Origin of the sequence: Clostridium amylolyticum, from assembly GCF_900142075.1 — a bacterium.
GTDB lineage: Bacteria > Bacillota > Clostridia > Clostridiales > Clostridiaceae > Clostridium_AA > Clostridium_AA amylolyticum.
The window spans coordinates 1-25019 of sequence record NZ_FQZO01000010.1 but is presented as its reverse complement, the minus strand read 5'-3'; the positions used below and the strand labels follow the sequence as shown (position 1 = coordinate 25019).

The following is a 25019-nucleotide window of genomic DNA, read 5'->3' as shown; positions in this document are numbered from 1 at the left end:
CCTTTCTTTATTTGTTACCTGGTCCCCAAATACTAAATCCTCCATCATGACCTGTTTTACTATGCAAATTACTATCTACCAATTGCATTCTTCCTGTATCTTGATGATGATGCCATGTATAATTTTCTGGCACTTTCCCTGCCTTAAATAAATTAATTTCTTCAGTTGTAAATTGACTAGCCAGTTTTGAATCCTTTTGTATTGAATTATATAAATCTTTACTTGCCCTATTGAAATGCGTACGCCTTGATTTAGTATAATCACTTGGATCTAAATACATATCATGCTTTGATTCAAAAATAGGAAATCCATTGTTATCAAATTTAACACCTGAAACTGGGTGAGTTTTTCCTGCCATATTCATCCTTCCAGCATTATCTTTCCCCTCAGAAATTGTCTCTTTAAACTTCTTATAATTACTCTTAAAATTGTTCCTACTGCTAAAGAACACCGATGTTCCATATCCTGTTTCTACTAATCCTACCGCCACAGCAGTTGCACCTGCTACAGAAATTACGAAGGAACTTCCTCCTGTAAGAGGGGCTCCTACAATACCCGTGCCAACTCCATTCATACCAGCAAATATTTGTTTAAGTCCTAATGCTGCTTTTGACATACCAATCCCCATGGACACGAAGTCTGTTATAGTAGCTGCTCCATAATAAGAGGCTTTATTAGAAACGTATTTATTAATTAAGGCCTCTTCAGCATCTCTTTCCAAGCTCTTAATTTTTGAGTATTGAGATTGCGCTGTTCCTTTAGAAAGAACCCCTAAATTCTCTAAGAAATTTGATAACTTCTAAACATAAGGCCTTTCATCTATACAGTAGCATAAGTGTCCTTTATTATCTTTAAATCCTAAAGATTTATAAAAATTTTCTTCGCAATTCTGAACAATATAAAGGAATATAAAATTCGCTCCCATAGCTCTAGCAATTCCAACTAGCTTATCCTCATAGAAAGCCTTACAATTAAACTGCTATGTTTTAAAGGTGGAAATCCTAAATCTTCATTAACAATAAACACCTTAATTCTACCTTTTACAGATTGTCTCTCAATGATAGAAATACTATTGCATACTCTTTCAGTTGAAGTACAGTCCACACATTTAGTTTCTGTTTCTCATACCAGAAGTTTGCCTCCAGATTCCTTCAGATTCCCCTCACGGTGGACACCCTTGCTCTTGGCCATGTGCTTGGTACTATCAACCCCCACTCGGGACTTTCACCCGTTAGATTGCACCCATCTGGTCACACTAAATAAAGGGCCATACTAAATTTAGTACAGCCCTTTATACTTTTCCTTATTTACTTTGCTTGAACATTTTTTGTAGCAATAATATTAACTCCTGTGTTTGCAATATTTTCTACAATAGTATCTCCTTCCTTAACAGGAGCCTTAACCTTAACCTCATTTAAAGCAGCCACTACTTCAAAAATTTTATCCTTGGGAATATCATTTTGGGTTTTAACTGATACTGCATCTATCTCTCCATCCTGAACATATACAGTTGAGGTTACAATACGAGTTGGATTTGTACATTCCTTTTCACCATATATTTCTCCTCTTTTACAAAGATTCCCTGTGACTTTTATTACATTTTTATCTTCAAGTTCAACAGCTAAAGAGCATCCCATTGGACAGCCTATGCATGTTAATTCTCTTGTTTTACTCATTATCTACACGTCCTTTAAATTATTCTTCTTCAATCTTTACTATAATTTTTGAACAATTAGTGTACTTTTCAAACATTTGCTTAGTAAGTATTACAGTCTCCATCTCACCAGGAGTAAGTATTTTTTTGTTTTTATGCACTTCTCGTACATCATCAAAATATACAGAAATATAGCTATCCTTATACACCTGTCCAACTCTAAATCGTAGTTCAATACTTTTTTCAATGCTATTAGGGGCGATATATTTTGGAACAGTATATCGTACACCTTGGGTTGCTTCTATTTCAATACTGTTCTTATTTTCAAAGGTTTCTCCTTTTATGTACCTAGCAGCGTTTTTCCCTGCATTATAGCTTTCAGATGTAACATAATCAACAAGATCATGTACATGGAGAACATTTCCACATGCAAACACACCATCAGTATTGGTTTGTAAGCTTTCATTTACTATTGGACCGCCTGTTATATCGGACAATTCAATATCTGCATTTCTTGAAAGTTCATTTTCTGGTACTAATCCTACTGAAAGAAGGAGGGTGTCACATTTTATAAATTCCTCGGTACCTTTTATAGGTCTCCTACTCTCATCAACCTTAGCAACGGTAACTCCTTCAACTCTATCCTTTCCTATTATATTGGTAACTGTATGCGAAAGCTTAAGTGGTATATTATAATCATCTAGACATTGAACGATATTTCTCTTTAATCCACCAGAATAAGGCATTAATTCAATAACTGCATTTACCTTTGCACCTTCTAATGTCATTCTTCTAGCCATAATAAGTCCTATGTCACCTGATCCTAAAATTACGACTTCTTTTCCTGGCATAAGCCCATCTATATTTACAAACTTCTGAGCAGCTCCAGCAGTATATATTCCAGAAGCTCTGGTTCCAGGAATATTTATTGCACCTCTTGGTCTTTCTCTACATCCCATAGCAAGTACAATAGCTTTTGCCTTAATTTCTATAATCCCATCCTCAGAATTAACAGCTGTTACAATCTTGTCCTTATTCACATCAAGCACCATAGTATTAAGCTTATATGGAATTTTCATTTCAGCAACCTTATCTATAAATCTTCTAGCATATTCTGGTCCTGTTAATTCCTCTTTAAAGGTATGAAGACCAAATCCATTATGAATGCACTGATTTAAAATACCTCCAAGAACATTATCTCTTTCTAAAATTATTAAATTTTCTATTCCTTCTTCTCTAGCTTTTATAGCTGCAGCTAAACCTGCTGGCCCTCCGCCAATTATAACTATATCGTAATTTAGCATATCATATCCTCCAATTCCTTTACTTTATTTTTTTATTTCTACCTATAAGTAGTTTTGAATCTCCACCGTATTTAGTAATTTCCATTGGAGAAATATTAAGTTCTCTTGAAAGAATTTCTACTATTTTAGTTGAACAGAACCCTGACTGGCACCTTCCCATTCCAGCTCTAGTTCTTCTCTTAACACCATCTAATGTTCTTGCTCCTAATGATCTTCTTATAGCATTAATAATTTCACCCTCAGTAACTGTTTCGCACCTACATATAATTTTTCCATAAGAAGAATTCTTAGCAATAAGTCCTTTTCTTTCTTCATTGCTCATTTCTCTGAATTTAGGAATTCCTTTTCTTATTGGATTAAAGTCTTTGTTTACTTCTGGATTTAACTTTTCCTTTACAATACCAACTGTCAGCTCTGCTATTGCAGGTGCACTTGATAATCCAGGTGATTCTATTCCAGCCACATTAATAAAATTAGAAACATCGCAAGCCTCACTAACTAAAAAATCATGTTCAGGCCTGTGAGCCCTTAACCCTGCAAATGAAGTAATAACCTGTCTCATTGGTATTTGTTTAATTGACATTTTTGCTTTATTTAGAATATCATTTAAACCCTCCTCAGTTGTTATAAGACTTTCTTTTTCTTCAATATCAGTTGCATTTGGTCCAATTAAAAGATTTCCATCAACAGTTGGAGTTATTAGTACTCCCTTACCTAATTTAGTTGGAAGCTGAAACACTGTACTCTTAACCATTTTTCCTGCTGCCTTATCAAATAAACAATACTCGCCTTTTCTTGGTATAATGTGGATTTTGTTTTGGCTAACCATGTTGTTTATATCATCAGCATATACTCCTGCTGCATTTATAACTATTTTTGCCTTATAGTCACCTTTATCTGTTTTTACCTTAAAATATCCATTATTCTTTTCTATTTCAGTAACACCATTGTCAAAATAGAATTTTGCTCCATTATCATAGGCATTTTCTGCCAAGGCAATTGTCATTTCATATGGACATACTATTCCTCCTGTAGATGCATAAAGTGCTGCTACAATGCCATCTGACAAATTGGGTTCCATCTTAATTAATTCTTCTCTACTTAATATCCTTAGTCCTGGAACCTTGTTCTTTTCCCCTCTTGCTTTAATGTTATATAGCTTGTCTATATCTTCTTTATCAAAACATAAAACTAAAGAACCATTTCTTTTAAAAGGAAAATCCAATTCCTCAGATAGTTTATCAAACATTGAATTTCCCTTTGCATTTAATTTTCCCATTAAAGATTCAGGCTCTGCATCATATCCTGCATGAACTATTGCACTATTAGCCTTTGTTGTTCCCTCCGCAACATCACTCTTCTTCTCAATAATACATACCTCAAGCTTATATCTTGTAAGTTCTCTAGCTATGCTGCATCCTATAACACCCGCACCTATAATTGCTACATCAAACATAGATTTTCCCTCCTAAATTTAAATAAAAAAAGCCATAACAATAGGTAAATTACCTTGTGGTTACGGCTCTCCTATACTTAGCCTAATATTATATAACTTTTAATATAATTGTATTTATAAGCCAGAGTTATTATTGTATAACTTTGTTATAAATTCCTTGGATATTTTCATTATTTAATGGCACTATATTTAAACCTGTACAACCATGTATTGCTGCATCTTTTACCATTGCTTTTATGGTCTCCTCATCTATTAATTTCTTATCCAAGGTTTCCTCTACACTTATTTTTACAAATAAATCTTTTATCATTTCTATAAGTTTATCTGCTGCCATATTTTCTGAGATTTCTATTGTAGGATTTACATATTTTACTACATCTAAGAATTTATCCTTCAATACCTCTTTATTATATTCAATCATTGGAATCTGCAATATTCCTACAGTTAATCCATGTGGCAGGTTACAGTGTCCAGATAATGGACATCCTAATCCATGGGGTATTGTTGCTCCGCAATGGCTCATAGCACTTCCTGCCATAACAGACGCAAAAGCCATATTCTCCCTTGATTGTATAGTGTTTTTACTTACTGCCTCAGGTAAATTTTCAAACACAAGCTTAATGGCTTCTAAGGCCCATACATTTGTTAAAGGGTTTTGAATTGATGAAGTGTATGCTTCTAAGGCATGACCTAATACATCTAACCCAGTATGTGCTGTAACCCTTGGCGGTAACTTAATAGTCATTTCTGGATCTACAATTGCCACTTTTGGATATATTAAAACACTGGTTAATGAATCCTTAATTCTTGTGTTTTCATCTGTTATAACTGAATACATTGAAACCTCTGAACCTGTTCCAGAAGTAGTAGGTATAGCTATTAAAGGTATAGGTTGGTTTTTTATTTCCTTTTTATTTTCTCCTCTACCATCTAAATAGTCATATACACTTCCTTCATTTACAGCCATTATGGATATCCCCTTACCTGTATCTATACTACTTCCTCCACCAACCGCAATTATCATATTGGAAGATTCCTTTTTTGCAAAAGCTGCACCCTCATCAATTATATGAATCTCGGGATTAGGCTCAACCTTATTAAAAATTTTATATAAAACATCACACTTTTGTAATTCTTCTATAATTGGTTCAAGAAGACCTATTTCCTGTAAATTTTTATCTGTTACAACAATTACATTCTTAGCATTATATTGTTTTATATAATTTCTTAAGTTTTTAATCTTTCCACAGCCAAAATCAACGGCTGTACTAAGATAAAATTGAAATTCCTTCATGGCTTACCTCCTCAATATGCTATTTTATTAATTCTTCGTTTATCTCTTTTAGTGAAGGGTATACAAAATCAGCATTTGTTTCTGAATTATTATAGCTTTCAATGCTTGTTTCACCAGATAATACTAAAATGGAAGTAATACCTGCATTCTCTCCTGTTTTTATATCTGTATATAGCCTGTCTCCTACAATGGCTATATCCTCCTTATCATAAGCATATTTTTCACATAAAGCTTCTATTATTGCTTTATTAGGCTTTCCTACAACATAAGGTTTTTTTCCTGTAGAGGTACTTATAAAATCAATCATAGCCCCTGCATCTGGCATAAATTTAGAGTCCTCAAGGGGGCAGTTAAAGTCAGGATGTGTAGCAACGTATTCAACACCATCTCTTATAAAATCACAGGCAATCCATAGCTTTTCATAAGTTAACGTAGTGTCAAATCCAAGAACAATAAAATCCGGACGCTGACTTCTATCTTTTACTAGTTTAAAACCTGCATTAATAAATTCCTCTTCTAGCATTTTTGTTCCCAATAAAAACACCTTTGCACCAGCTTTTTTACTGTTTAAATATATAGTTGTTGCTTCACCAGAGGTAAATATGCGATTGGGTTCAATGTCTAATCCTAGATTATTAAGCTTTGTAACATATGCATACTTATTTTTTGATGAATTATTTGTTAAAAACAGAAATTCTTTATTTTGTGCTTTCAATGTTTTAAGGAAGTCAAGTGCTCCATCTATTAACCTGTTGCCTAAGTAAAAAGTACCGTCCATATCCAATACAAAGCACTTAATCTCTGTAATATCCTTCATTAAATCACCTTCCTGTCCACTATATTATTTTCAATAATAAAACTTCATTTTTATCTATAGTAATATTCCATTTTAATGTTTCATTCTCACGTATTAATTGATAAACATCACCGTTTACTATATTTACTGCTTTACTGTAATCCTTGTTCATTTTTAAAGCTACCCTCACATTCTTCTTACCATTAATAAAGAAATTAGGATGCTTCTCTGAAACATAATTTGTTATAATTACATATCCACATTTTTCACCCTCAAGATAATGTCCATCTATTTCCTTACAGCTTCTATTTGCATAGTCTAAAGATAACTTTGGTTCAATTCCCTGTTTTAACAATACACTGTCAACTACATCCCACAATAAATAAGACTGCTTTTCCAAATAAGCACCATCTGGGTGTGTTGCAAAAAATAAACCATAGCCCTTGCCATAGGAATTAAGTGTAACTGCTGGGGTATCATCATCAAATCTAGCTATTACCTCTGTATTGTGTGGTTCTATGGATATTACTTCTTTATGCCAGCAGCCGCAATAATTTTTATGATTGAATGTCACATTAGGATTGGTAGCTGCATAGGTATCTTCAACTTTTACTCCAAACACCTTTGATAGGTTAAAGCATGGAATTTGATGATTGTACCAACCATATTTACCTAACATACCGCATCTTGGAGTTCCAATTAGCATACCACCTTGCTTTACATAGCTATCTAAATTCTTACTTAATTCTTCATCTATAACAGCCATTAGGGGCATATAAATAACCTTATACTTATTTGCATAACCATTTTGCAGATGCTCAGGAGTTACAAAATCAACTGTATAGCCCTTTTCCCAAAATACTCTATATGCTCCTCTCATAGCATCCATAAGATATTTTTCCTGACCCATACCATTAAGAACTATAGAATTCTCCTTTGAAATAAGTATTCCAATTTCGCCTACACAATTCTTAGCTTGAAAAATTTCTTTTCCATTCTCCTTTAATATGGAACCGATCTTTTCTGCTGCCTTTGTTCTCTCAGTAGGATTACCATCTAAGTCTACAATAGCTCCCCAATGAAGCGGTTGAAAATCCCATTCCCTCCATCCCTGATATAATGTTAACTTAGCATCATGCCCAACAGCTTCAAATACATTTCTTATTAAATCAAAGCCCTTAACATTTCTACTTGGCCCCATTACCCAACCATTAATTGGACCGCTTTCAGTCTCCAAAAGCCAGTAGTCCTTTCCAAGGGGCTTTGATGTGCTCCTTGCCATATCCAAAAACATTGATGAAAATTCTGGTGTAGATTCTAATTTATTTCCACTTCCAGGGTATAAATCATAACCTATATAATCAACAACCTTTGCCATTTCAAATTGATCTAGTGCTGTTAAAACTCCCAATGGATCTTGAGATTTTAAGAAGAAAATATTTGTGGTTGTCGGGTGCTTGGAATCCATTTTCTTTATAAGCTTGTCCTGCCAACTTACAAAATCAACATAGTTTTGCATTGAAAAAAGTCTCCAATCAAGCCATCTAGTTACGCTTGACCAGCTTGTAGGTTTGGTTTTTGGAGGTTCAATTTCCTCCCAGGTTGTATGGCATGTATTTGTAGCTCCCCATCTATATGCATAGTTTAACTGGTCAAGTGATTTATATTTATCTTTCAACCAGCTTCTAAACTTATTCTGTGTATTTTGGCAATAACAATAAATATCTATATCTCCATTCTTTAAAGGCATAAATGGGAATCCAATTTCATTATGAATTTGATATGCATAAAGCGCTGGATGATCTTTATAACGACCTATCAATGCATTTATATATCTTTCACTTTCTTCTAAATACCCTTTATGATCTATACAAGCCCAGGTATAGGACACATTGTTAGGATATTGTTCTCCATGATTATTAACAATATTAGCATCTGGGTACTCTTTGTGAATCCAGTACGGTGGCGAAGCTGTACCTGTACCTAATAATATTTTCAGTTCATATTTTACGCATAAATCAAAAAAATCATCTAAAAACTGAAAATTGAATTTACCCTTTTCTGGTTCAATACGATCCCAAGTATTAAACAGCTCTGCAGTCCTTATTAACTGTATTCCTGACTGTTTCATTAGCTTTAAGTCTTTTTCCCAATCTTGCTTTTCATGCATTAGCGGATAGTATCCAGCTGCATATATAAATCTATCTTGTTCCATACTTTTCCCTCCTACTAACACTTAAGTACTTTGATTCCTATCCATTTGCATACTTCCATTAGTTCCTGTTCTATATCCCTATATACAATTGCATAATGATGCTCTATTCCATTTTCCATTATGATATCTATAACCTTTTGCGATGGTGTATCAAACTTTATATCTGCTTGATTTGCAACTAAATCCCTGTCTTCTTCAACCCCTGTGCCTTTAGCCATAAATAAAACATAGTCTTCTTTTCCTTCTTTAAGCTTTAACATTAATAATCTTCCTTGTTTCATTTTAAACTCAGTAGCAAAACCCATTCCATTCTTAATAGTTGGATGTTCAATATACTTTACTGTACATTTATCCTTGGCAAGGCAAATTGGAGCTGGACCACAGTGCCATACCTTTGCAATACCTTCTTCATTAACATTAACTAAATCAGCAAAGAAACTTGGCTCATTTGTAATTAGATGCTGAATATACATTGTTGCCAGCCCTGTTACATCCCCCTCACAGGAAGTCATAATGCCTTCATTATTTAATCTAGCTACAACACCGCATACGCTGCAGTTATATAGAGACTGAAATTCAGGCCAACACTTAATAGTAAATGCATCTATTTTATTTGCCTCTTTAAAATCCTTTATTGCTAAATAAATTCTAGCTGATTTTTCAAGCATTTCATCAGTAGTTTCAATAGCTGCTTCATTTTTCATTTTTGCAACTTCTTCTTCTACCCTCTCCCAATTTATTTCATTTGCCTCTTGTAAAAGGCTAGCTAAAGAATAATATTTTATTTCAGGTCCTATTTCAAATCTAAAACGAAGCTCATCAACGTTTGAAAGATAGAATCCTGGAACTCTTCCACCTATAATACAAAATCTGCTTTTTTTCAATTTTGTTTTAACATCAATTGCCTTTATTACTCTATTTATTTTTTCGTAAACCTTATCTTCGTTAACATCTCCATAGACATAACTGTATTCCTTTTCTGCCTTTTTAAGAAAGCTTCCAAACATATTTAGTCCGCATAGTGAATTTAGTGGTAAGCCTCTAAAGCCTTCAATGTACGGTTCTCTAAAACCCCATAATAGCAATGGTGTTTCTCTAAAAAGCTCAATAACCTTTATCATTGCACTTCCAAAGGAGTAAGTGCCACACTGAATAATCAACAAATCCACATTTTCATTCTTTATATCATTTAATGCCTTTTCTATTTTTTCTTCTTCAATTAGAATATTTTCTTTATATGCAAGCTCATACTGGTTACTCTTTAATCTTTCTATGGAAATTCTTAGATAATCTTGTGCAATATCATACCTAAAGTTTGGAAAACCCAGTGATAATAATCCAATTTTCATAGTTTACCTCCTTTTAATACTTCATGCATAACTTAATTTTTTCTATTGCCTTTGTAAGCATTCTCTGCCTTCCTGCTTCTTGAGCTGCCATCATATATATATTTTTATTCTTTTCATATGAATTTATAAAACCATTAACAAATTCATTATCTATCTCTGTAAAGAAATTAATCTTTCTAATTCCTAATTCTATAGCTCTTTGTATATCCGTATCAGGTATGCCTGTACCTCCATGTAGTACTAATGGAATTTTCGCCTGTGTTCTTATTTCTTCTAATCTTTCAAAGTCAAGCTTTGGTTCATATTTATAATGTCCATGAGCATTTCCAATGGAAACTGCTAAACAATGAACCCCTGTGCTTTTTACGAAAAATGAAGCAAGCTTTGGGATTGTCATTAGTCCTTTAATTGAATCATCTGCTCCTGACTCCGCTCCTGCAACCCTACCCAGCTCGGCCTCAACAGTTACCCCCTTATCTTTTGCATAGTCTACAACTTTTTTTGAGTTTTCTATGTTTTCTTCAAGGGATACATTAGACCCGTCATACATTACTGAAGTAAAACCTGCATCAATAGCTTCTATGCATTCATTAATTGTTTCTGCATGGTCTAAATGAAGTGCAACTTCAATATTGTATTTATTACCTAATATTTTTACTATTTCAGTTATTTCACTATAAGAAATTTTTTGTATATTCAATTGTATTGGCGCAACCTGAAGTATAACCGGATAATTAACCCTTTCTGCTGCTTCCATAACAGCATTAATTGTTTCTATGTTGCTTACATTAATTGCTGCAATACCTGTCCCTTTTTCTTCTGCCTTGCATAGTAAAGCTTTCATTGAAACTAAATTCATATATCCACCTACTTATCCTGTATTTTATAACTATATCTTATTAAGAATTAAATGAATCTTTTAAATCTTAAAGGCTGGTGCATCCGTTTCTTTTTCCCACATTTTTTTCATTTCATCGTCAAGCTTACAAAATGCAAGAGCTATCCCACCCATCTCTTGTGTGGTAATGAAGCTTCCTATTGCTGGCTTATAAACCTTTATACCTTTATCATTAAGTATTTTTTCCACTTCATTATAGAAAATTAAAAGTTCCATATAAGTAGTCTGTCCACATCCATTAACTAATACAGTAATTTCATCACCTTCTAAATAAGGTTTATCTTCTATTAATTTTTCACACATAACCTCTGCAATATCTTTTGCTGTGCATATTTTCATTGTGTGAGCAGCAGCTTCCCCATGTACCCCCATTCCTATTTCTATTTCATCATCTTCAATTTCAAACATTTTATAACCAGTAATAGGTGATGTTCCTGATATAGTTGCCACTGCTAATGTTCTAGTATTATCTCTAACCTTCTCAGCCATTTTTACTACTTTATCAAGGCTATGACCTTCTTCCGCATAAGCACCCACAATCTTGTAGCTAAACAATGTCCCTGCCGTGCCCCTTCTTTCCTCTTCCTGTCCCTTTGGTGAAGAAGCTATATCATCATATAGAATTACGCCTTTACAATTTATATCATCATCCTTTGCCATATCTATGGCCATCTTTGAATTTATTACATCTCCAGCATGATTTGAAATAAGTACACAAACACCACATCCACTATCTACTGCCTCTATTGCATCATATAGTGTGTCTGGTCCTGGTGCTGCAAATATTCCACCATAAGCATTTGCGCTTAGCATATTCTTACCAACAAAGCCAATACAAGCTGGCTCATGACCAGAGCCATTTCCAATTACTACCCCAACTTTTCCTGCTTCTAGATTCTTTCTAACAATTACATTACTATTAGGAAGTTTTATTACTTTATGTTTATATGCTTTAACAAAACCCTCTACTGTATCAAAAACTATATTATCTACATCATTAATAATTTTTTTAGATTTCAACTTTACCACTCCTTTATCTATTTATATATTTATCCATTTCCTTAATGAAATAATAAAAAGATGTAGCACCGGCATCCTGGTGTCCAATAGCTTTTTCCTGAAGATATTTTGAACGTCCTCTTTTAGCTATTAATGGAATTGTAGCTTGTACGCCTAAATTTGCAGCCTCTACTGCCTTTTTAATAGCAGCTTTCAAATCATCTCCAGCTTCTTTAGATTTTAATAAAGCTTCTGCAGTAGGATGAATGGCATCCACCATTGTTTTGTCTCCGACTTTTGCTCCACCTAAGTCACACACCTTTATTTCAGCATCAATTATTCCATCACTTAATTCATTTATGTCAAAGGTTTCAGTACCTTTACAAGCCTTAGATAACTCTATAAAGATTGAACCAAATAAAGGCCCTATTGCTCCTCCAAGAGTAGATACTAAAGTTCTACCATAAGCTTTAAAGTATTCTCTGCATGTTCCTTCTTCCATAGAAATTAACTTTTCTTTTGCTGCCTTAGCTCCTCTTGCCATAGTGATTCCATGATCACCATCACCTATTACAGAATCATATTTTGATAACTCTTCCTTTTTTTCTATATACATATCAGCAATATTTATTAACATTTCCTTCACTTCATTTGATGTTAACATTCTACTATACCTCCCCAAATAAATTTTTCATAAACTTAATGCCCTCACATGCTGCAGTATTACCATCTTTCTCTATATATCTCCATATATTAACGTCTCTGCCTACTTCACATTCAGCCATAACGAAATTTTCCAAAGTAATCCATCTATCATAACCGATATCGCAAATACCTCTTTTAACTTCATTCCAATTAATATTTCCACTGCCTGGAACTCCTCTGTTGTTCTCACAGAAATGTATGTGATAAATATCCTTACCACCTTCCACAATAGCACCATACATATTTTTTTCCTCTATATTAGAATGAAAGGTATCAAAGTGAAGTTTAATATTTTTATTATTAATTTGTTTTAGAAACGCTTTTCCTTCACTTACTGTATTAACGAAATAAGATTCATAACGATTTAAAATTTCAATTGCTAGTACAACTCCTCTTTTTCCTGCATATTCACCCATATCACTTAAAGCTTCAAGGCTCATTTTTATATTATCCTTTGCCTCACTTCTCATTTTCAGCTGACCCCAAGGAGCATAAAGTACTCCCCCCAGGCAGTCGCTTTCTAATTCACTACAGATATCAATACATTTTTTAAGATGATCTATACCATTTTGTCTAATTTCTATATTTTCTGATGATATATCTCTATTAGGATTCATTCCTGTGCCACAGGTACATTGAAGTTTATATCGATTTAACATTTTTTTCACCTTTATTAAATCAATTTCCTCTGGTGACATTAAGGGTAATTCAAATCCATGATATCCATATTCCTTTACTACAGGTACATATTCTAATACATCCTCAGACCATTCTCTTGTAAATGTTGATAAGTGTATACCAAATTTCATACTGCACCTCCGCAAATTTTGGTAAAAATATGACATACACAATGTGTATGTCATATTTTTATATTAACATTGCTTAAAATAACTTAGAGAAGAATGATGCTATTATTGACCATAGTGAAAAATCATTACCACCGAAGGCCTGATTAAATCCTGCTACTGTATTAAATAAAGCTGGCATTGCTAAGCTAACTAATAGAACCATTAATACACCACTTACAGCACTGGCAATTACTGCACCTCTACGGCCACCATAAGCATTAGCAAAAATTGCACCTGGAGCAACATCAAAGAAACATGCAACCGTAAGAGGAATTATTGCATATGTCATAGTACCTGTTGAAGCCATTATTACTATAGTTAATATACTTGTAATCATGCTTACTAAAAAACCAATTGTTAATGCATTTGGTGCGTATGGGAATACCATTGGTATATCTAATGCTGGAACTGCGTTTGGTATTAATTTATCAGATATACCCTTAAAGGCTGGAACAATTTCTCCAAGCATCAGACGAACGCCTGTGAGTAATACTGTAAGACCTGCTCCAAAAGTTAATCCTGCCATTAAACTGAAGGTAAATAAATCATATTGCATACCGCCTATAGTTCCTATAGTTCCTACAGCTGAACCAAAAACTTTTACTCTAGCTTCTCCACCAATAATCAAGCCTACAATTATGTAAGTAAAGAATAGAATTAAAGATGTAGCTATAGTAGTTTCTTTAAAGAATTCTAAATATGAAGGAACTTTTAAATCTTCAGTAGATTTTTTACTGTCACCTAATAACTTGCCTATTCCAGCACCTAAGAAACAGAATATAGAAGTTGAATGGCCAATTGTAAATTTGTCACTTCCAGTTACTTTTTTAACTAAAGGTCTCATCAATGCTGGAACTACGATTATATAAATTGATAGGAATATGGTAGCAAATGCAATTAATCCTGTTCCTGATAGACCTCCCTCAATCCCCACTGCTACAAATATATATGACATCCAAAAGAATATATGGCCTGTTAAGAATATATTCTTCATGGGTGATATTCTTGCAACAATTAGGTTGATTATAAATGCTAAAAGAATTACAATACCGATTTCGCTTCCATGTTCACCAATGAAATTCACCCATGCATCCGGATTAAACTGATTTCCTTGTGGTAGAGCATATAATGTTGAAAATGCACCTGCTAATGGTGAAATTGCTGAAGCAATAATATTAACACCTTTAAATAATGCAATAACTCCTATGATTGTCTTAAAAGTACCTTTTATTATGTCACTGAAGCTTTTCCCTTGGACTAGTAAGCCTACCATTGCTATTAATCCTAATAAAATTGGCGGTTGTTTGAAAATGTTGTTTGTTAAGTAACTTATAATTCCCATATAATAACCCCCTTTTAATATTTTTATAATAAATCCTAAAATCTTTAGATATTAGGTTTTATTTACTAAGAAAGAAACAAAAATTATTTTTAGTTTTTAACTTAAAGTAATTTTTTAATAGCAGGAACTCCTTTTTCCTCAATCTCATCTAAGTTCATAAAGTTATCGATCTTAATCAAAGGTATTTCTACTTTACTTTCAAGCTGATTATAAAGCTCATTAGATGTAAAAATTATGTCTGCTGGGCATGATGCAGCTGTTGTAATGTCCGCATTTGTTACATCAGCATCTATACCATTTTTCTTGAAAACATCATCAATATTCATTTTTAGAAGCAAGCTTGTTCCTACTCCGAAACCACATACAGCTAAAACCTTAATCTTCTTTGCCATTATAATTCCCCCTAATTTTTTATTAATAGCTATTAATTAATGATTCTATTATAAATTTCATTAATATCTTTGGTGTTAATTAACATTTGAAAATTCTTTTCTACTGATAGAAATTTAGCTAAATCCTGAAGAGCTTTTAGATGCTCTCCTTGGCTATTTGCTCCAAATGCGAAAACAATACTAACAGGGTCATTTTGTTTGCTTCCAAACTCTATTGGTTTTTTCAAAGTAATCATACTCATGCATGTTTCATTTACCGTTTCATCTGGTCTTGCATGTGCAAATGCTATACCAGGCATAATTACAATATATGGTCCTAAATCCTTAATTGCTTGAATCATATTTTCAACATATAAGTCCTTAACTTTATTCTCATTAACTAAAATATCACCTGCTTTTCTAACTGCTTCCTCCCAATTATCCGCTTCAACTTGAAGCTTAATTGATTCTTTTTTTAGTATATCCTTCAACATAAGCATCTTCCTTTCTATGTTGTCATAGCTAAACTTATAGATAAATCTAAATTTATTTAACTGTAGTATAGTTTGCTTTATCTTATATATGTCATCATTAGTCATAAAATGGCTAACTGTTACAACATCCGTTTCTTCAATACTTAATGGAATTGTGGAAATAACAAAATCAATATTATTCTTAAACTGCTTATAATCATATACAGAACAGGTTTCTATTAAATTCAAATTATGAATTTCTCTTTTTATTCTTGTTGATAAAATACTTAAAAAAGATATACCTTCTGGACATATAAGCAGTGCTGTGTACCTTGATGATTTTTCACTTATTCGTTCATAAGCAGCATGAATATGAAGTGCAATATAAGCAATTTCATCATCACTGACATCTACCCCAAAAATATCAGGCATCTTTCTTATTGCTTCTTCTACAACTTGATATACAAAGGGAAAATTTACTTTAATATAGTCTGTATATATATTATTTATCTGAGAGTTATTCTGAACTCTGGCTACTGCACTTTTCAGATGAAGTACTAGCCCATTAAATAACTGAGTATCATCTTTAATATCAACATTAATCTTTTCCTCAACGTAACCTATTAGCCTTTGTGTAATTTCAATTGTTTTTTTATCAGCAACTTCTTCAACGGATAGTTCTTTAAGTTCATTTATTGTATTAAAGGATTTTGATTCAATTATATATTTTGCTAGTTCATTTATTTCTCCATCTTCACAATTAACAGCGTTAGATTCAAATATCCTGTTAATCAAATCTTTTGACATATTGTATTCAATGGTATCTTTTAATAAATTGCTAGTGTTTTCAATCTTCTTACCCTTATAGAATCTTTTAACCATTATTGCTATATAAAAAATTAATTTTATGAAATCTACATCTGTAAAAAAATAGTTATACTTATCTTGAATTAAGATTAAATGTTCGGAAAACCTTTTCATGTCATCGATTTCAATAAAGTTATTATAATTGAGTATCAAATCACTTATATCCTCATACTCAATTGTTTCTCTTAATATTTTTAAGATATTATTGCTATCTAACACATCTAAAAATATAGATAATTGAAGCTTGCGAATCTTCTTTTCGCTTCCCTTAATGTAAAAACCACCCTTTGTACTTTTGGACAGTTCCAGCTTATATCTGCTTAAATATACATTTATATCTTTAAGAGTTTTCATTATTGTATTTTTACTTAAAAATATCTTATTACTTATATTTTCTATAGTTAAAGGTATGTCACTCATTAATAATTCTAAAACTACGTACTTAATTCTCTCTTTATCTGAAAGCACTCGATTTTCTACTGATAGAAATTTTAATTTTTCCAATAAAACATCTCTTTCACAAATGCTCTTTAGCTCTATTCCCTTTTTAGGAACCTTAACCAAAGTTGCTTTATTTTCACTTAACCAATTTTCAATTAATTCAAGGTCATAACGAATTGTTCTTGAGCTAACCTCATAACTTAATGCCATTTCTTTTATGGAAACAGGTGTAAACTCTTTTATTAACCATTCAATAATATCAATCTGCCTTGAATTTAAACAAACCATGAATTATCCTCCTATCACTATTCCTCAAGCCCACTGTTTACAAATTCAGCTAATTGTTTAGCAGCCTCTACTTCGTCCTCTCCATTTGCAATAATTTTTATTTGGGAACCTTTATTAGCACCCAATGTTAATATTCCTATCATACTTTTACCATTAACACACATCTCTTCTTTTTTTACACTTATATCAGCTTTAAATCTTTGTGCTCTTTGAACAAATTGCGCTGCAGGTCTTGCATGTAAACCAGTGTCATTTACTATTGTTACTAACATTTCTTTCATTTATAATCCTCCATTTATATTTTTCTTCAACAAGTGCTAATTATGCTAACATTAAGGTTCTTATAAACTTAATATCATACTATAAGTTTTGCAACTAAGAAAACCTTTACCTTCATATCTGTTAATACTAAATTATCACTTTATTCGACATTATACCAGTTTAAATCACTTCACTTTAAAATGAAATAATTATAAAATCATACTTTTCACTATATTTAAAAGTATGCCACCCATAACGGTAAAGTATATAAGTTCCACGAAATCGCTTGTTACATATCTATATCTTCCATGAAATTATATAAAAAAAGAGCAATACTAAACTTAGTACAGCCCTCTGCATTTTATCTACTCTTCTATTAACTTTTTTAAATCCTCGGTAACCATCTTTACCACTTCCAACTTTCCTTGTCCATATAGATTTTCATGGACAAAGGGGAGGGGGGCTTCAATGCCCTTTTCTAAATTTTTTCCTTGTATAATTTTCATGAACTTACTATTTCTTAACCTAAAAAATGTTGCCAGTACAAAGTGTACCAGCAACAGCTAAATTATCTTTAATATTATTCTATTACCTTCTTTAATCAATTGTATGACTTTTAATTCCAAATAATCATATTTAATAGTTTTTAAATAGTTTTGTAAGTACCACTTTATTGTATTTTTACTTATGAATCATTTAATTGCTCCAACAACATACTGTGCATGGGATATACTCCATCATGAGCTGTTTTACTATGCAAATTACTATCTACCAATTGCATTCTTCCTGTATCTTGATGGTGATGCAATGTATAATTTTCTGGCACTTTCCCTTCCTTAAATAAGTTAATTTCTTCAGTTGTAAATTGACTAGCCAGTTTTGAATCCTTTTGTATTGAATTATATAAATCTTTACTTGCTCGCCTAAAATGCGTAGTCCTTGATTTAGTATAATCACTTGGTTCTAAATACATATCATACTTTGATTCAAAAATAGAAATCCGTTGTTATCAACTTTAACTCCTGATATGATACAGGGTGAATTTTACCTGCCATATTCATCCTTCCAGAATTTTAAATAACTATTTAATTTTATTTCATATTAATCAATCCATTTTTTTATTTCTCCTTCACTTTTAGGTAAATTGATTAATAGGTCAATTGCCTTTAATTTAATTTCATCTATTGATTTATTTAATTTTTCTGGAATAAGAGATTCAATATCCTCTAATTCACACCCCATTTCTACCAATTCTACTATACTCTCATTTAGGTTTAGATTATTCAGTTTTTCTATAGAATACGGTGAAAAAATATACCTCTCGCACTCTTCTATTGATATTGCTCCAGCAATCAATGAATCCATTAGTCCTATTATACTTAATAATATAAATCTTTCAATTTCAATTTTATTCTTTATACTAATTTTTATTTCATCCATTAAATAGTCCCTCTCTTTTATTTATTACTCCATCCTGGCTTAACTTTTACATTAAAAACTTTTCCTGACTGACTTTGAAAATAATGAATTGATATTTTCTTTCCATTGGCATCATATCCATCTTTATATACTTTTTTCCACTGTCCAGATTCAATTTTTCTTAATTCATCTAAGACATCACCATTTTTAACACTAACTTTCCTAGTTCCATTAGAAGCATCTTTAAATCCTTCTGGGTACTGAGGTGCTTTTTTTATTGAATCATATATACTTCTAATACTACTTTCACCAGTCTCAGTAGCCCCCTCAGAAATTGCCTCTTTAAACTTCTCATAATTATTCTTAAAATTGTTCCTACTGCTAAAGAACACCGATGTTCCATATCCTGTTTGCACTAATCCTACCGCCACAGCAGTTGCACTTGCTACAGAAATTACGAAGGAACTTCCTCCCGTAAGAGGTGCTCCTACAATACCAGTGCCAACTCCATTCATACCAGCAAATATTTGTTTAAGTCCTAATGCTGCTTTTGCCATGCCAATCCCCATGGACACGAAGTCTGTTATAGTAGCTGCTCCATAATAAGACGCTTTATTAGAAACGTATTTATTAATTAAGGCCTCTTCAGCATTTCTTTCCAAACTCTTAATTTTTGAGTATTGAGATTGTGCTGTTCCTTTAGAAAGAACCCCTAAATTCTCTAAGAAATTAGATGATACTGCTATAGCCATTGCTGCTGGATCATAATATAGATTTTTCGCTATAGAAACTCCTATACCTAACCCTGCTGAAAAAAGGCCACCTAAGAATCCAGAAGATTTTGATTTTCCGGTACTATATTCTGTTCCTACATTATAGTTATCTATATTGCTTATTTCTGAAGCATTAATCGCATCTATGTCTAGTCCTGCTAGAGAATCCATTACATTATAATTATTAAAGTTAAACATGGCTTCAAGACTTTTAGCTTTATCCTCCACCTGTGTTTCTGCATTTCTATAGTTCTCTGCTGCTTTAAACAAGAACTTACTAATATTATACATCTTTTCATATGCAGCTTCTATTTTCGTTTTATGGTTCAGTATAGATTGTCCTATTCCATTCCTGCTTTTTACTTTTCCACCTAGATTATAGTATATATTATTAATTTCTTCAGCCTTTAACTTTAACTCCTTTGCAAGAGAGTCTGCATACTTTGCTTTACTTTCTAACTCCGATATATTTACCCGTATAACCATAGCCTCAGTTCTCTCCTCGATTTATATGATAACATCACATATTTAACATAGTTATTGAATTTATTATTCAATTTTATTTTTCCCACTATATGTAATAATTATAATATAGCATCCAATTAAATTAAAGACTAATAATATATTATTGATGCCATTCTCTTAAAATTGTTACTTTTCTGTTAGTAGCATCAAGCTTTATTTCATATCCTCATTATAAAGTATAGATAAGAAAATTCCTCAAATATCTACTGCCTTTACATTATTGCAATATACATAGAAAACTAATGGTAAGAAATTTCTAAATTTAATAACTTCTAAACATAAGACCTTTCATCTATACAGTAGCATAAGTGTCCTTTATTTTCTTTAAATCTTAAAGATTTATAAAAATTTTCTTCGCAATTCTGAACAATATAAAGAAATATAAAATTCGCTCCCATAGCTCTCAATTCTTTAAGGAAAATATCTCCCATATGCTTTCCAATATCAAAATCATCCTTCTCTATAAGGGAACCGTTGCAATATTCAAGATTATTACCTTGCAATTCTAACTCCATACAAAATTCCATAACTGCTGCTGAAAGTCCATCAAACATAGCTCTAGCAATTCCAACTAGCTTATCCTCATAGAAAGCACCTACAATTAAACTGCTATGTTTTAAAGGTATTGCAGAAGTTTCCTTTCCAAAACCAACCTCACAAATATCATTTCTTACGTAAAAATCCCATAGTTGATCTGCTGTAATTTGAGGATTAACCATTATTTTTATATTGTTAGTATCCATTGTTACGCTCCTCTTACTTTCATTAAAAATACAAATATTTACCATAATTATATACTAACAATATCCATATTTCATATTTATTTTCTAACCACCTCCAAATTTGCTCATTTATTCTACTTTTCATTGGAAAGGGAAACAGATACTTCTAACCATTTTCTGTTCTTTGTATACATCCAATAATTTTACTTTATTGTATATTTTATAATATTATTATTTTAAAAGATATTTACTTTGTAACGAAATTGCAAAAAAACGGATATATAGTATAGGGGATGAAATAGTGCAGAGTATAGAGGAGATTTATAGGGAACAAGCCCAAACAGTATATCGTTTCTTGTATAGTTATATAAATGATGCAGATTTATCAGAAGAGCTGACACAAGAAACTTTTATAAGAGCAATGAAATCCCTTAATAAATATAATGGCAAATGTAAAATTTCAGTTTGGCTTTGCCAGATTGCCAAGCATCTTTTATATCAAGAATTAGAAAAGAAAAATAAAAACAAGACAACACCTCTTGATAATAATATGGAATTTAGTACATGCTCTACAGAAGAACTAATTATTTCCTCCGAAGGTAAAAAAGAAATTTATAAAAATATACAAGCTCTAGACGGTATCACTAAGGAAGTTATGTACCTTAGGTTAACAGGTGATTTAAGCTTTAAGGAAATTGGAGAAATACTTAATAAAACAGAAAATTGGGCTAGGGTTACATTTTTTAGGGGAAAATCAAAAATTATTAGGAGGATGCAGGATGAGTTGTGATTTATCATGTAATACCATAAGAGATTTATTGCCTATATATTTAGATGGCATTGCAAGTAAAGAAACTAATATATGTGTTAATAAGCATTTAAGTGAATGTCAGCAGTGTCAAAATGAATATAAAAAGCTCTGTAAAATTTCAGAAGAAAAAAGAGATGTTGTTATTAGTGAGAGTGCCTCCATAAAAACCTTGAGAAAGAAATTAATTTTTTCCTTTATCACAGTCATTATACTGGGAGTTACTTTAGTAAGTATAGCTGCGTTTTGCTCTTATTCTAAATTAACATACACTCACTCCAGTTTTTTTCAATTAGTACCAGTAATAATTCTATATGTAGGAATATACTTTTTACCATTGCTAGCAATACTTATTGCCGTCATATGGAAGAACACAATTCCTAAAAAAGAAAAAAAATTCTGGCCTAATGTAATTATTTTATTTTTGGTAATATGGGTCCTTACTCAAGTATCCTTTCTACTATGGCAATTTTTCTCTATCCTATGGGTCTGTTAATCAATTAGAATATCTTTGTTTAAATTAGCTGTTATTAATACAAATAAAAGACACAATTTACTTTTCTTAAAGCCAAGATTGTATCTTAATGAAAAGGAAAGGAGTGGATATTATTATGAAAGAAAGCATTTCCTGTGAAATTGTTCAAGATTTACTACCAAATTATATTGAAGGTATCCTTAGTAATGAGAGTAAAGAATTAGTGAGTAAACACCTTGATAACTGTGTTTATTGCAAAAAAGAGCATGAGAGTATGACCTCTGTAATTCATTTAGATTCTTTTGAAGAAAGAAGAATAAATTATTTAAAAGGGATACATAAGAAATCTGCGAGCATTTTACTCCTATGTATTATACTTAGTATTATTACTTTTATAATTTCTGTATTTTATAGTGAAGCAAATTTGGGTGAAGGCTTTTTTACACTGACATTATTTTTTATACTTATGATCATTATAATTATTAGATTTTTATTGCCTTTATTGGGTGCAATAGTAAGCATTTCATGGTATAAAAAAACAAAGAAAAAATGGATGATAGCAATTTTTGTTATATGTGTTTGTTTGTTTATTTATTCTTTAGTTTATGTAGTAAATAATATAATTAAATACTGATAGAGCCTATTGTAGATTGTCAAGCAAAATTGACCCCCTTTTACACTGAAATTTGACCCCCCTCACAGTTAAATTATAATTAAACTAAGACCATCGTTTTTTATAGTTTTGGACTTAACAGTGAGTTGCTTTGTTTCATGGTTAATAGAGATATATTTGCTTAATTCTAATATTCTATCTTTAATGAGATCATTGATTATCTGCTCAAAGCTTTGATCTTTCCAAAGCCCCGGGAGGGGCTCTGTATTTTTAGTCACAGCTGCTTGATTTCCATAGTTGTCTAGCTCATCAAGACTCATAAAATCTGCTTCAATTATGTTTTTATCTTTATTTTTATATTTCCTTAATGTCCTATCAAAATAGTAGTCACTTTCGTATCGGACTTTCCTTTGTATGTATTCAAAGCTACGATTGTACTTTTCCCTGGCCAATAGCCTTGCTGCATCCTTCCCTTGAGTGTTGAATATATTAACAAACTCGGGGAAATCCACCTTAATATCTGCCATTATTGTCCCTCCCTAAAATTCTGCTTTACCCTGAAGCTATCACCTGTTATACTTATAACGTGAGAATGATGTAGGAGTCTATCTAGAACTGCAGCTGCTGCAAGTTCACTGGTGAATATATCATCCCAACGGTTAAATGGTAAATTTGTTGTTACAATGAGAGACTTTTTTTCATATCTTTGTCGGATTAGCTGAAAAAATAGGCTCTCTTTTTCTTTATCCATTTTTAAGTAACCAATGTCGTCAATTATTAACAAATCTATCTTCAAAAGCTTCGAGAATTTTTGCTTTAAAGCTCCATTTCTCACCGCACTAGATAAGTCCTCCATTAAGTCAATTGCATTAGCAAAAAGAACTGTTTTTCCTTCTTCACAGGCTCTCATTCCAATGGCTTCTGAAAGATGACTTTTACCAACACCAGGAGGCCCTACAAAAACTATATTCTCTCTTTTTTCTATGAATCTTAGTGTAGCAAGATCTCTTATTTTATCTTGGTTTATACTTTTAGAAAATGCGAAGTCAAAATCATCGAGTGTTTTATTCCCATCAAAGTTAGCCTTCTTAATGTTTCTTATTCTTAACCTTTCCTTCTTTCCTTGTTCTTCTAAGATCAGGAGATTGTACAAGAACTCTCTATAACTTAACTTCTCTTTAATAGCCGATTCTATGGCCTCCTCGTATTTGTTATGCATATCTGGAAGCTTAAATTGTTTTAGAAGCCTTTGAATTTCTATATCTATGCCTTTGTTGATTTTCAATTTTGACCTCCTTTGTCATAGTAAGAAAGGTCTCTAATTATAGCCTTTTCATTTTTTAGGCTGTATCTATCCTTTTTACTTTCTTTAAGCTTAAGTTCTAATTTTTCATGTTCGATTATCAGTTCTAGATATTTGTCCTTAATTAGTGCTTTAACTCCATCAATTTTAAGTATATTAGACTCAATGCAGTGTTTTAGTATAATATCTAGGTCTTCAATTGAGTATAACTCCGTGAGCTTTAAAAGCTCTCTTGCGTGAAAATGTGGTTGCTTTGTTATTTTAGAAGTAAGTTTATAGAACTCACTACCGTAAACGAAGGTTTTCTCAAAAACCCTTCGTATTTCTGGAATTGAGGATGGAACCTTTTGTGCAATAGCTTTATAGTCTTCTTTATCCTCAAGCTTCATATTTCTTCCTTGAATTATTTTATACTTCTTGATAAGTCTCAAATCGAAATCATAAATTTCAAGTATATAACCATAAACAATCCTTATTTTAACTAACTTGTCCACATACTTTACAGGGATGCTATATCTGTTTGTATCTACTGTAACGAAAGAATCGGTACTTACGGTTCTTGTTTCTAATTCTGAATCGACAATGATTTTTTCCTTCAACGGGCCTAAAAATTTCTTTTCTTCCTCATACATTTCAATAGGAGCTCTTTTTGTTGTTCCATTGATTCTCTTACTCCAAGTATTCATAAACTCTTTTAACTTCTCATTTAGATCATCCATACTGTAAAAGCTGCTACCTTTAAAAAACTGCTCTTCTAAATACTGAAATGGCTTTTCAATTTTCCCTTTTGTTCTGGGTCTCATGGGTAGACAAGCATTGG

The 25019-nt window shown here is 32.0% G+C and carries 27 protein-coding genes; 3 read left to right on the top strand and 24 right to left on the bottom strand.

Features of this window, described 5'->3' with window-relative positions:
- Positions 1-7: 7 nt before the first annotated feature.
- The 21 genes from BUA82_RS20390 to BUA82_RS17555 all read right to left on the bottom strand — a co-directional run bounded on the left by BUA82_RS20390 (position 8) and on the right by BUA82_RS17555 (position 21021).
- A complete protein-coding gene (locus tag BUA82_RS20390; protein WP_207650317.1) occupies positions 8-721 on the bottom strand; it encodes an HNH endonuclease in 714 nt (237 codons plus the stop codon).
- Positions 722-1307: 586 nt separating this feature from the next.
- On the bottom strand, positions 1308-1676 hold the full coding sequence (locus BUA82_RS17645; protein ID WP_073011494.1) for a DUF1667 domain-containing protein: 369 nt from the start codon (positions 1674-1676) through the stop codon (positions 1308-1310).
- A 19-nt stretch (positions 1677-1695) separates the two neighbouring features.
- Positions 1696-2958 carry an NAD(P)/FAD-dependent oxidoreductase gene (locus tag BUA82_RS17640; RefSeq protein WP_073011491.1) on the bottom strand — a complete coding sequence of 421 codons (1263 nt, stop codon included), beginning with the start codon at positions 2956-2958 and terminating at the stop codon, positions 1696-1698.
- 19 nt (positions 2959-2977) lie between these two features.
- Positions 2978-4414 (bottom strand): NAD(P)/FAD-dependent oxidoreductase, encoded by a 1437-nt coding sequence (locus BUA82_RS17635; RefSeq protein WP_073011487.1) that lies wholly within the window; start codon positions 4412-4414, stop codon positions 2978-2980.
- Positions 4415-4544: 130 nt separating this feature from the next.
- Positions 4545-5708, bottom strand: coding sequence for an iron-containing alcohol dehydrogenase (locus BUA82_RS17630; protein ID WP_073011484.1), 1164 nt, complete (start codon positions 5706-5708; stop codon positions 4545-4547).
- A gap of 19 nt (positions 5709-5727) precedes the next feature.
- A complete protein-coding gene (locus BUA82_RS17625) occupies positions 5728-6525 on the bottom strand; it encodes an HAD-IIA family hydrolase (protein WP_073011481.1) in 798 nt (265 codons plus the stop codon).
- 19 nt (positions 6526-6544) lie between these two features.
- Complete coding sequence (locus BUA82_RS17620; protein WP_073011478.1) at positions 6545-8719, bottom strand: beta-galactosidase; 2175 nt, start codon at positions 8717-8719, stop codon at positions 6545-6547.
- Between the two features lie 14 nt (positions 8720-8733).
- Positions 8734-10068, bottom strand: a complete 1335-nt coding sequence (locus tag BUA82_RS17615; RefSeq protein ID WP_073011475.1) for an L-fucose/L-arabinose isomerase family protein — start codon at positions 10066-10068, stop codon at positions 8734-8736.
- Positions 10069-10081: 13 nt separating this feature from the next.
- The gene (locus BUA82_RS17610) at positions 10082-10927 is read right to left on the bottom strand and encodes a class II fructose-bisphosphate aldolase (protein ID WP_073011471.1); all 846 of its coding nucleotides are present in this window, start codon (positions 10925-10927) and stop codon (positions 10082-10084) included.
- Positions 10928-10987: 60 nt separating this feature from the next.
- Entirely contained in the window at positions 10988-11986 is a 999-nt protein-coding gene (locus BUA82_RS17605) for a dihydroxyacetone kinase subunit DhaK (protein ID WP_073011468.1), read from the bottom strand.
- Between the two features lie 13 nt (positions 11987-11999).
- The gene (gene dhaL / locus BUA82_RS17600) at positions 12000-12629 is read right to left on the bottom strand and encodes a dihydroxyacetone kinase subunit DhaL (RefSeq protein WP_073011465.1); all 630 of its coding nucleotides are present in this window, start codon (positions 12627-12629) and stop codon (positions 12000-12002) included.
- A 4-nt stretch (positions 12630-12633) separates the two neighbouring features.
- Positions 12634-13479 carry a sugar phosphate isomerase/epimerase family protein gene (locus BUA82_RS17595; RefSeq protein ID WP_073011462.1) on the bottom strand — a complete coding sequence of 282 codons (846 nt, stop codon included), beginning with the start codon at positions 13477-13479 and terminating at the stop codon, positions 12634-12636.
- A 73-nt stretch (positions 13480-13552) separates the two neighbouring features.
- Entirely contained in the window at positions 13553-14860 is a 1308-nt protein-coding gene (locus BUA82_RS17590; RefSeq protein WP_073011459.1) for a PTS ascorbate transporter subunit IIC, read from the bottom strand.
- Between the two features lie 101 nt (positions 14861-14961).
- On the bottom strand, positions 14962-15252 hold the full coding sequence (locus tag BUA82_RS17585; RefSeq protein ID WP_207650316.1) for a PTS sugar transporter subunit IIB: 291 nt from the start codon (positions 15250-15252) through the stop codon (positions 14962-14964).
- 32 nt (positions 15253-15284) lie between these two features.
- Positions 15285-17300, bottom strand: a complete 2016-nt coding sequence (locus BUA82_RS17580; RefSeq protein ID WP_073011455.1) for a BglG family transcription antiterminator — start codon at positions 17298-17300, stop codon at positions 15285-15287.
- 17 nt (positions 17301-17317) lie between these two features.
- Complete coding sequence (locus BUA82_RS17575) at positions 17318-17581, bottom strand: HPr family phosphocarrier protein (RefSeq protein ID WP_073011450.1); 264 nt, start codon at positions 17579-17581, stop codon at positions 17318-17320.
- 345 nt (positions 17582-17926) lie between these two features.
- Entirely contained in the window at positions 17927-18067 is a 141-nt protein-coding gene (locus BUA82_RS20840) for a hypothetical protein (RefSeq protein WP_178140775.1), read from the bottom strand.
- 179 nt (positions 18068-18246) lie between these two features.
- Positions 18247-18555, bottom strand: a complete 309-nt coding sequence (locus BUA82_RS17570) for an HNH endonuclease (protein WP_278321599.1) — start codon at positions 18553-18555, stop codon at positions 18247-18249.
- Positions 18556-18662: 107 nt separating this feature from the next.
- On the bottom strand, positions 18663-19001 hold the full coding sequence (locus BUA82_RS17565; protein ID WP_073011444.1) for a DUF3969 family protein: 339 nt from the start codon (positions 18999-19001) through the stop codon (positions 18663-18665).
- Between the two features lie 17 nt (positions 19002-19018).
- Entirely contained in the window at positions 19019-20239 is a 1221-nt protein-coding gene (locus tag BUA82_RS17560; protein WP_073011441.1) for a hypothetical protein, read from the bottom strand.
- 311 nt (positions 20240-20550) lie between these two features.
- Complete coding sequence (locus tag BUA82_RS17555; RefSeq protein ID WP_073011438.1) at positions 20551-21021, bottom strand: hypothetical protein; 471 nt, start codon at positions 21019-21021, stop codon at positions 20551-20553.
- Positions 21022-21301: 280 nt separating this feature from the next.
- Here BUA82_RS17555 and BUA82_RS17550 point away from each other — a divergent pair, with 280 nt between their 5' ends.
- From BUA82_RS17550 to BUA82_RS17540, 3 genes are all read left to right on the top strand, one after another.
- The gene (locus tag BUA82_RS17550) at positions 21302-21790 is read left to right on the top strand and encodes an RNA polymerase sigma factor (RefSeq protein ID WP_073011434.1); all 489 of its coding nucleotides are present in this window, start codon (positions 21302-21304) and stop codon (positions 21788-21790) included.
- Complete coding sequence (locus BUA82_RS17545; protein WP_073011431.1) at positions 21780-22304, top strand: zf-HC2 domain-containing protein; 525 nt, start codon at positions 21780-21782, stop codon at positions 22302-22304. Before BUA82_RS17550 ends, BUA82_RS17545 begins: the two co-directional genes overlap by 11 nt.
- Before the next feature lie 115 nt (positions 22305-22419).
- Positions 22420-22917, top strand: coding sequence for a zf-HC2 domain-containing protein (locus BUA82_RS17540; protein ID WP_073011428.1), 498 nt, complete (start codon positions 22420-22422; stop codon positions 22915-22917).
- 68 nt (positions 22918-22985) lie between these two features.
- Here the strand turns inward: BUA82_RS17540 and BUA82_RS17535 are convergent, their stop codons facing one another.
- The 3 genes from BUA82_RS17535 to BUA82_RS17525 form a co-directional block, all read right to left on the bottom strand.
- Positions 22986-23423 (bottom strand): hypothetical protein, encoded by a 438-nt coding sequence (locus BUA82_RS17535; protein ID WP_073011425.1) that lies wholly within the window; start codon positions 23421-23423, stop codon positions 22986-22988.
- On the bottom strand, positions 23423-24181 hold the full coding sequence (istB, locus tag BUA82_RS17530; protein ID WP_073011422.1) for an IS21-like element helper ATPase IstB: 759 nt from the start codon (positions 24179-24181) through the stop codon (positions 23423-23425). Before istB ends, BUA82_RS17535 begins: the two co-directional genes overlap by 1 nt.
- A partial coding sequence (locus BUA82_RS17525) for a Mu transposase domain-containing protein (RefSeq protein WP_423230463.1) occupies positions 24178-25019 on the bottom strand: 842 nt, incomplete at its 5' end. The genes istB and BUA82_RS17525, both read right to left, overlap by 4 nt.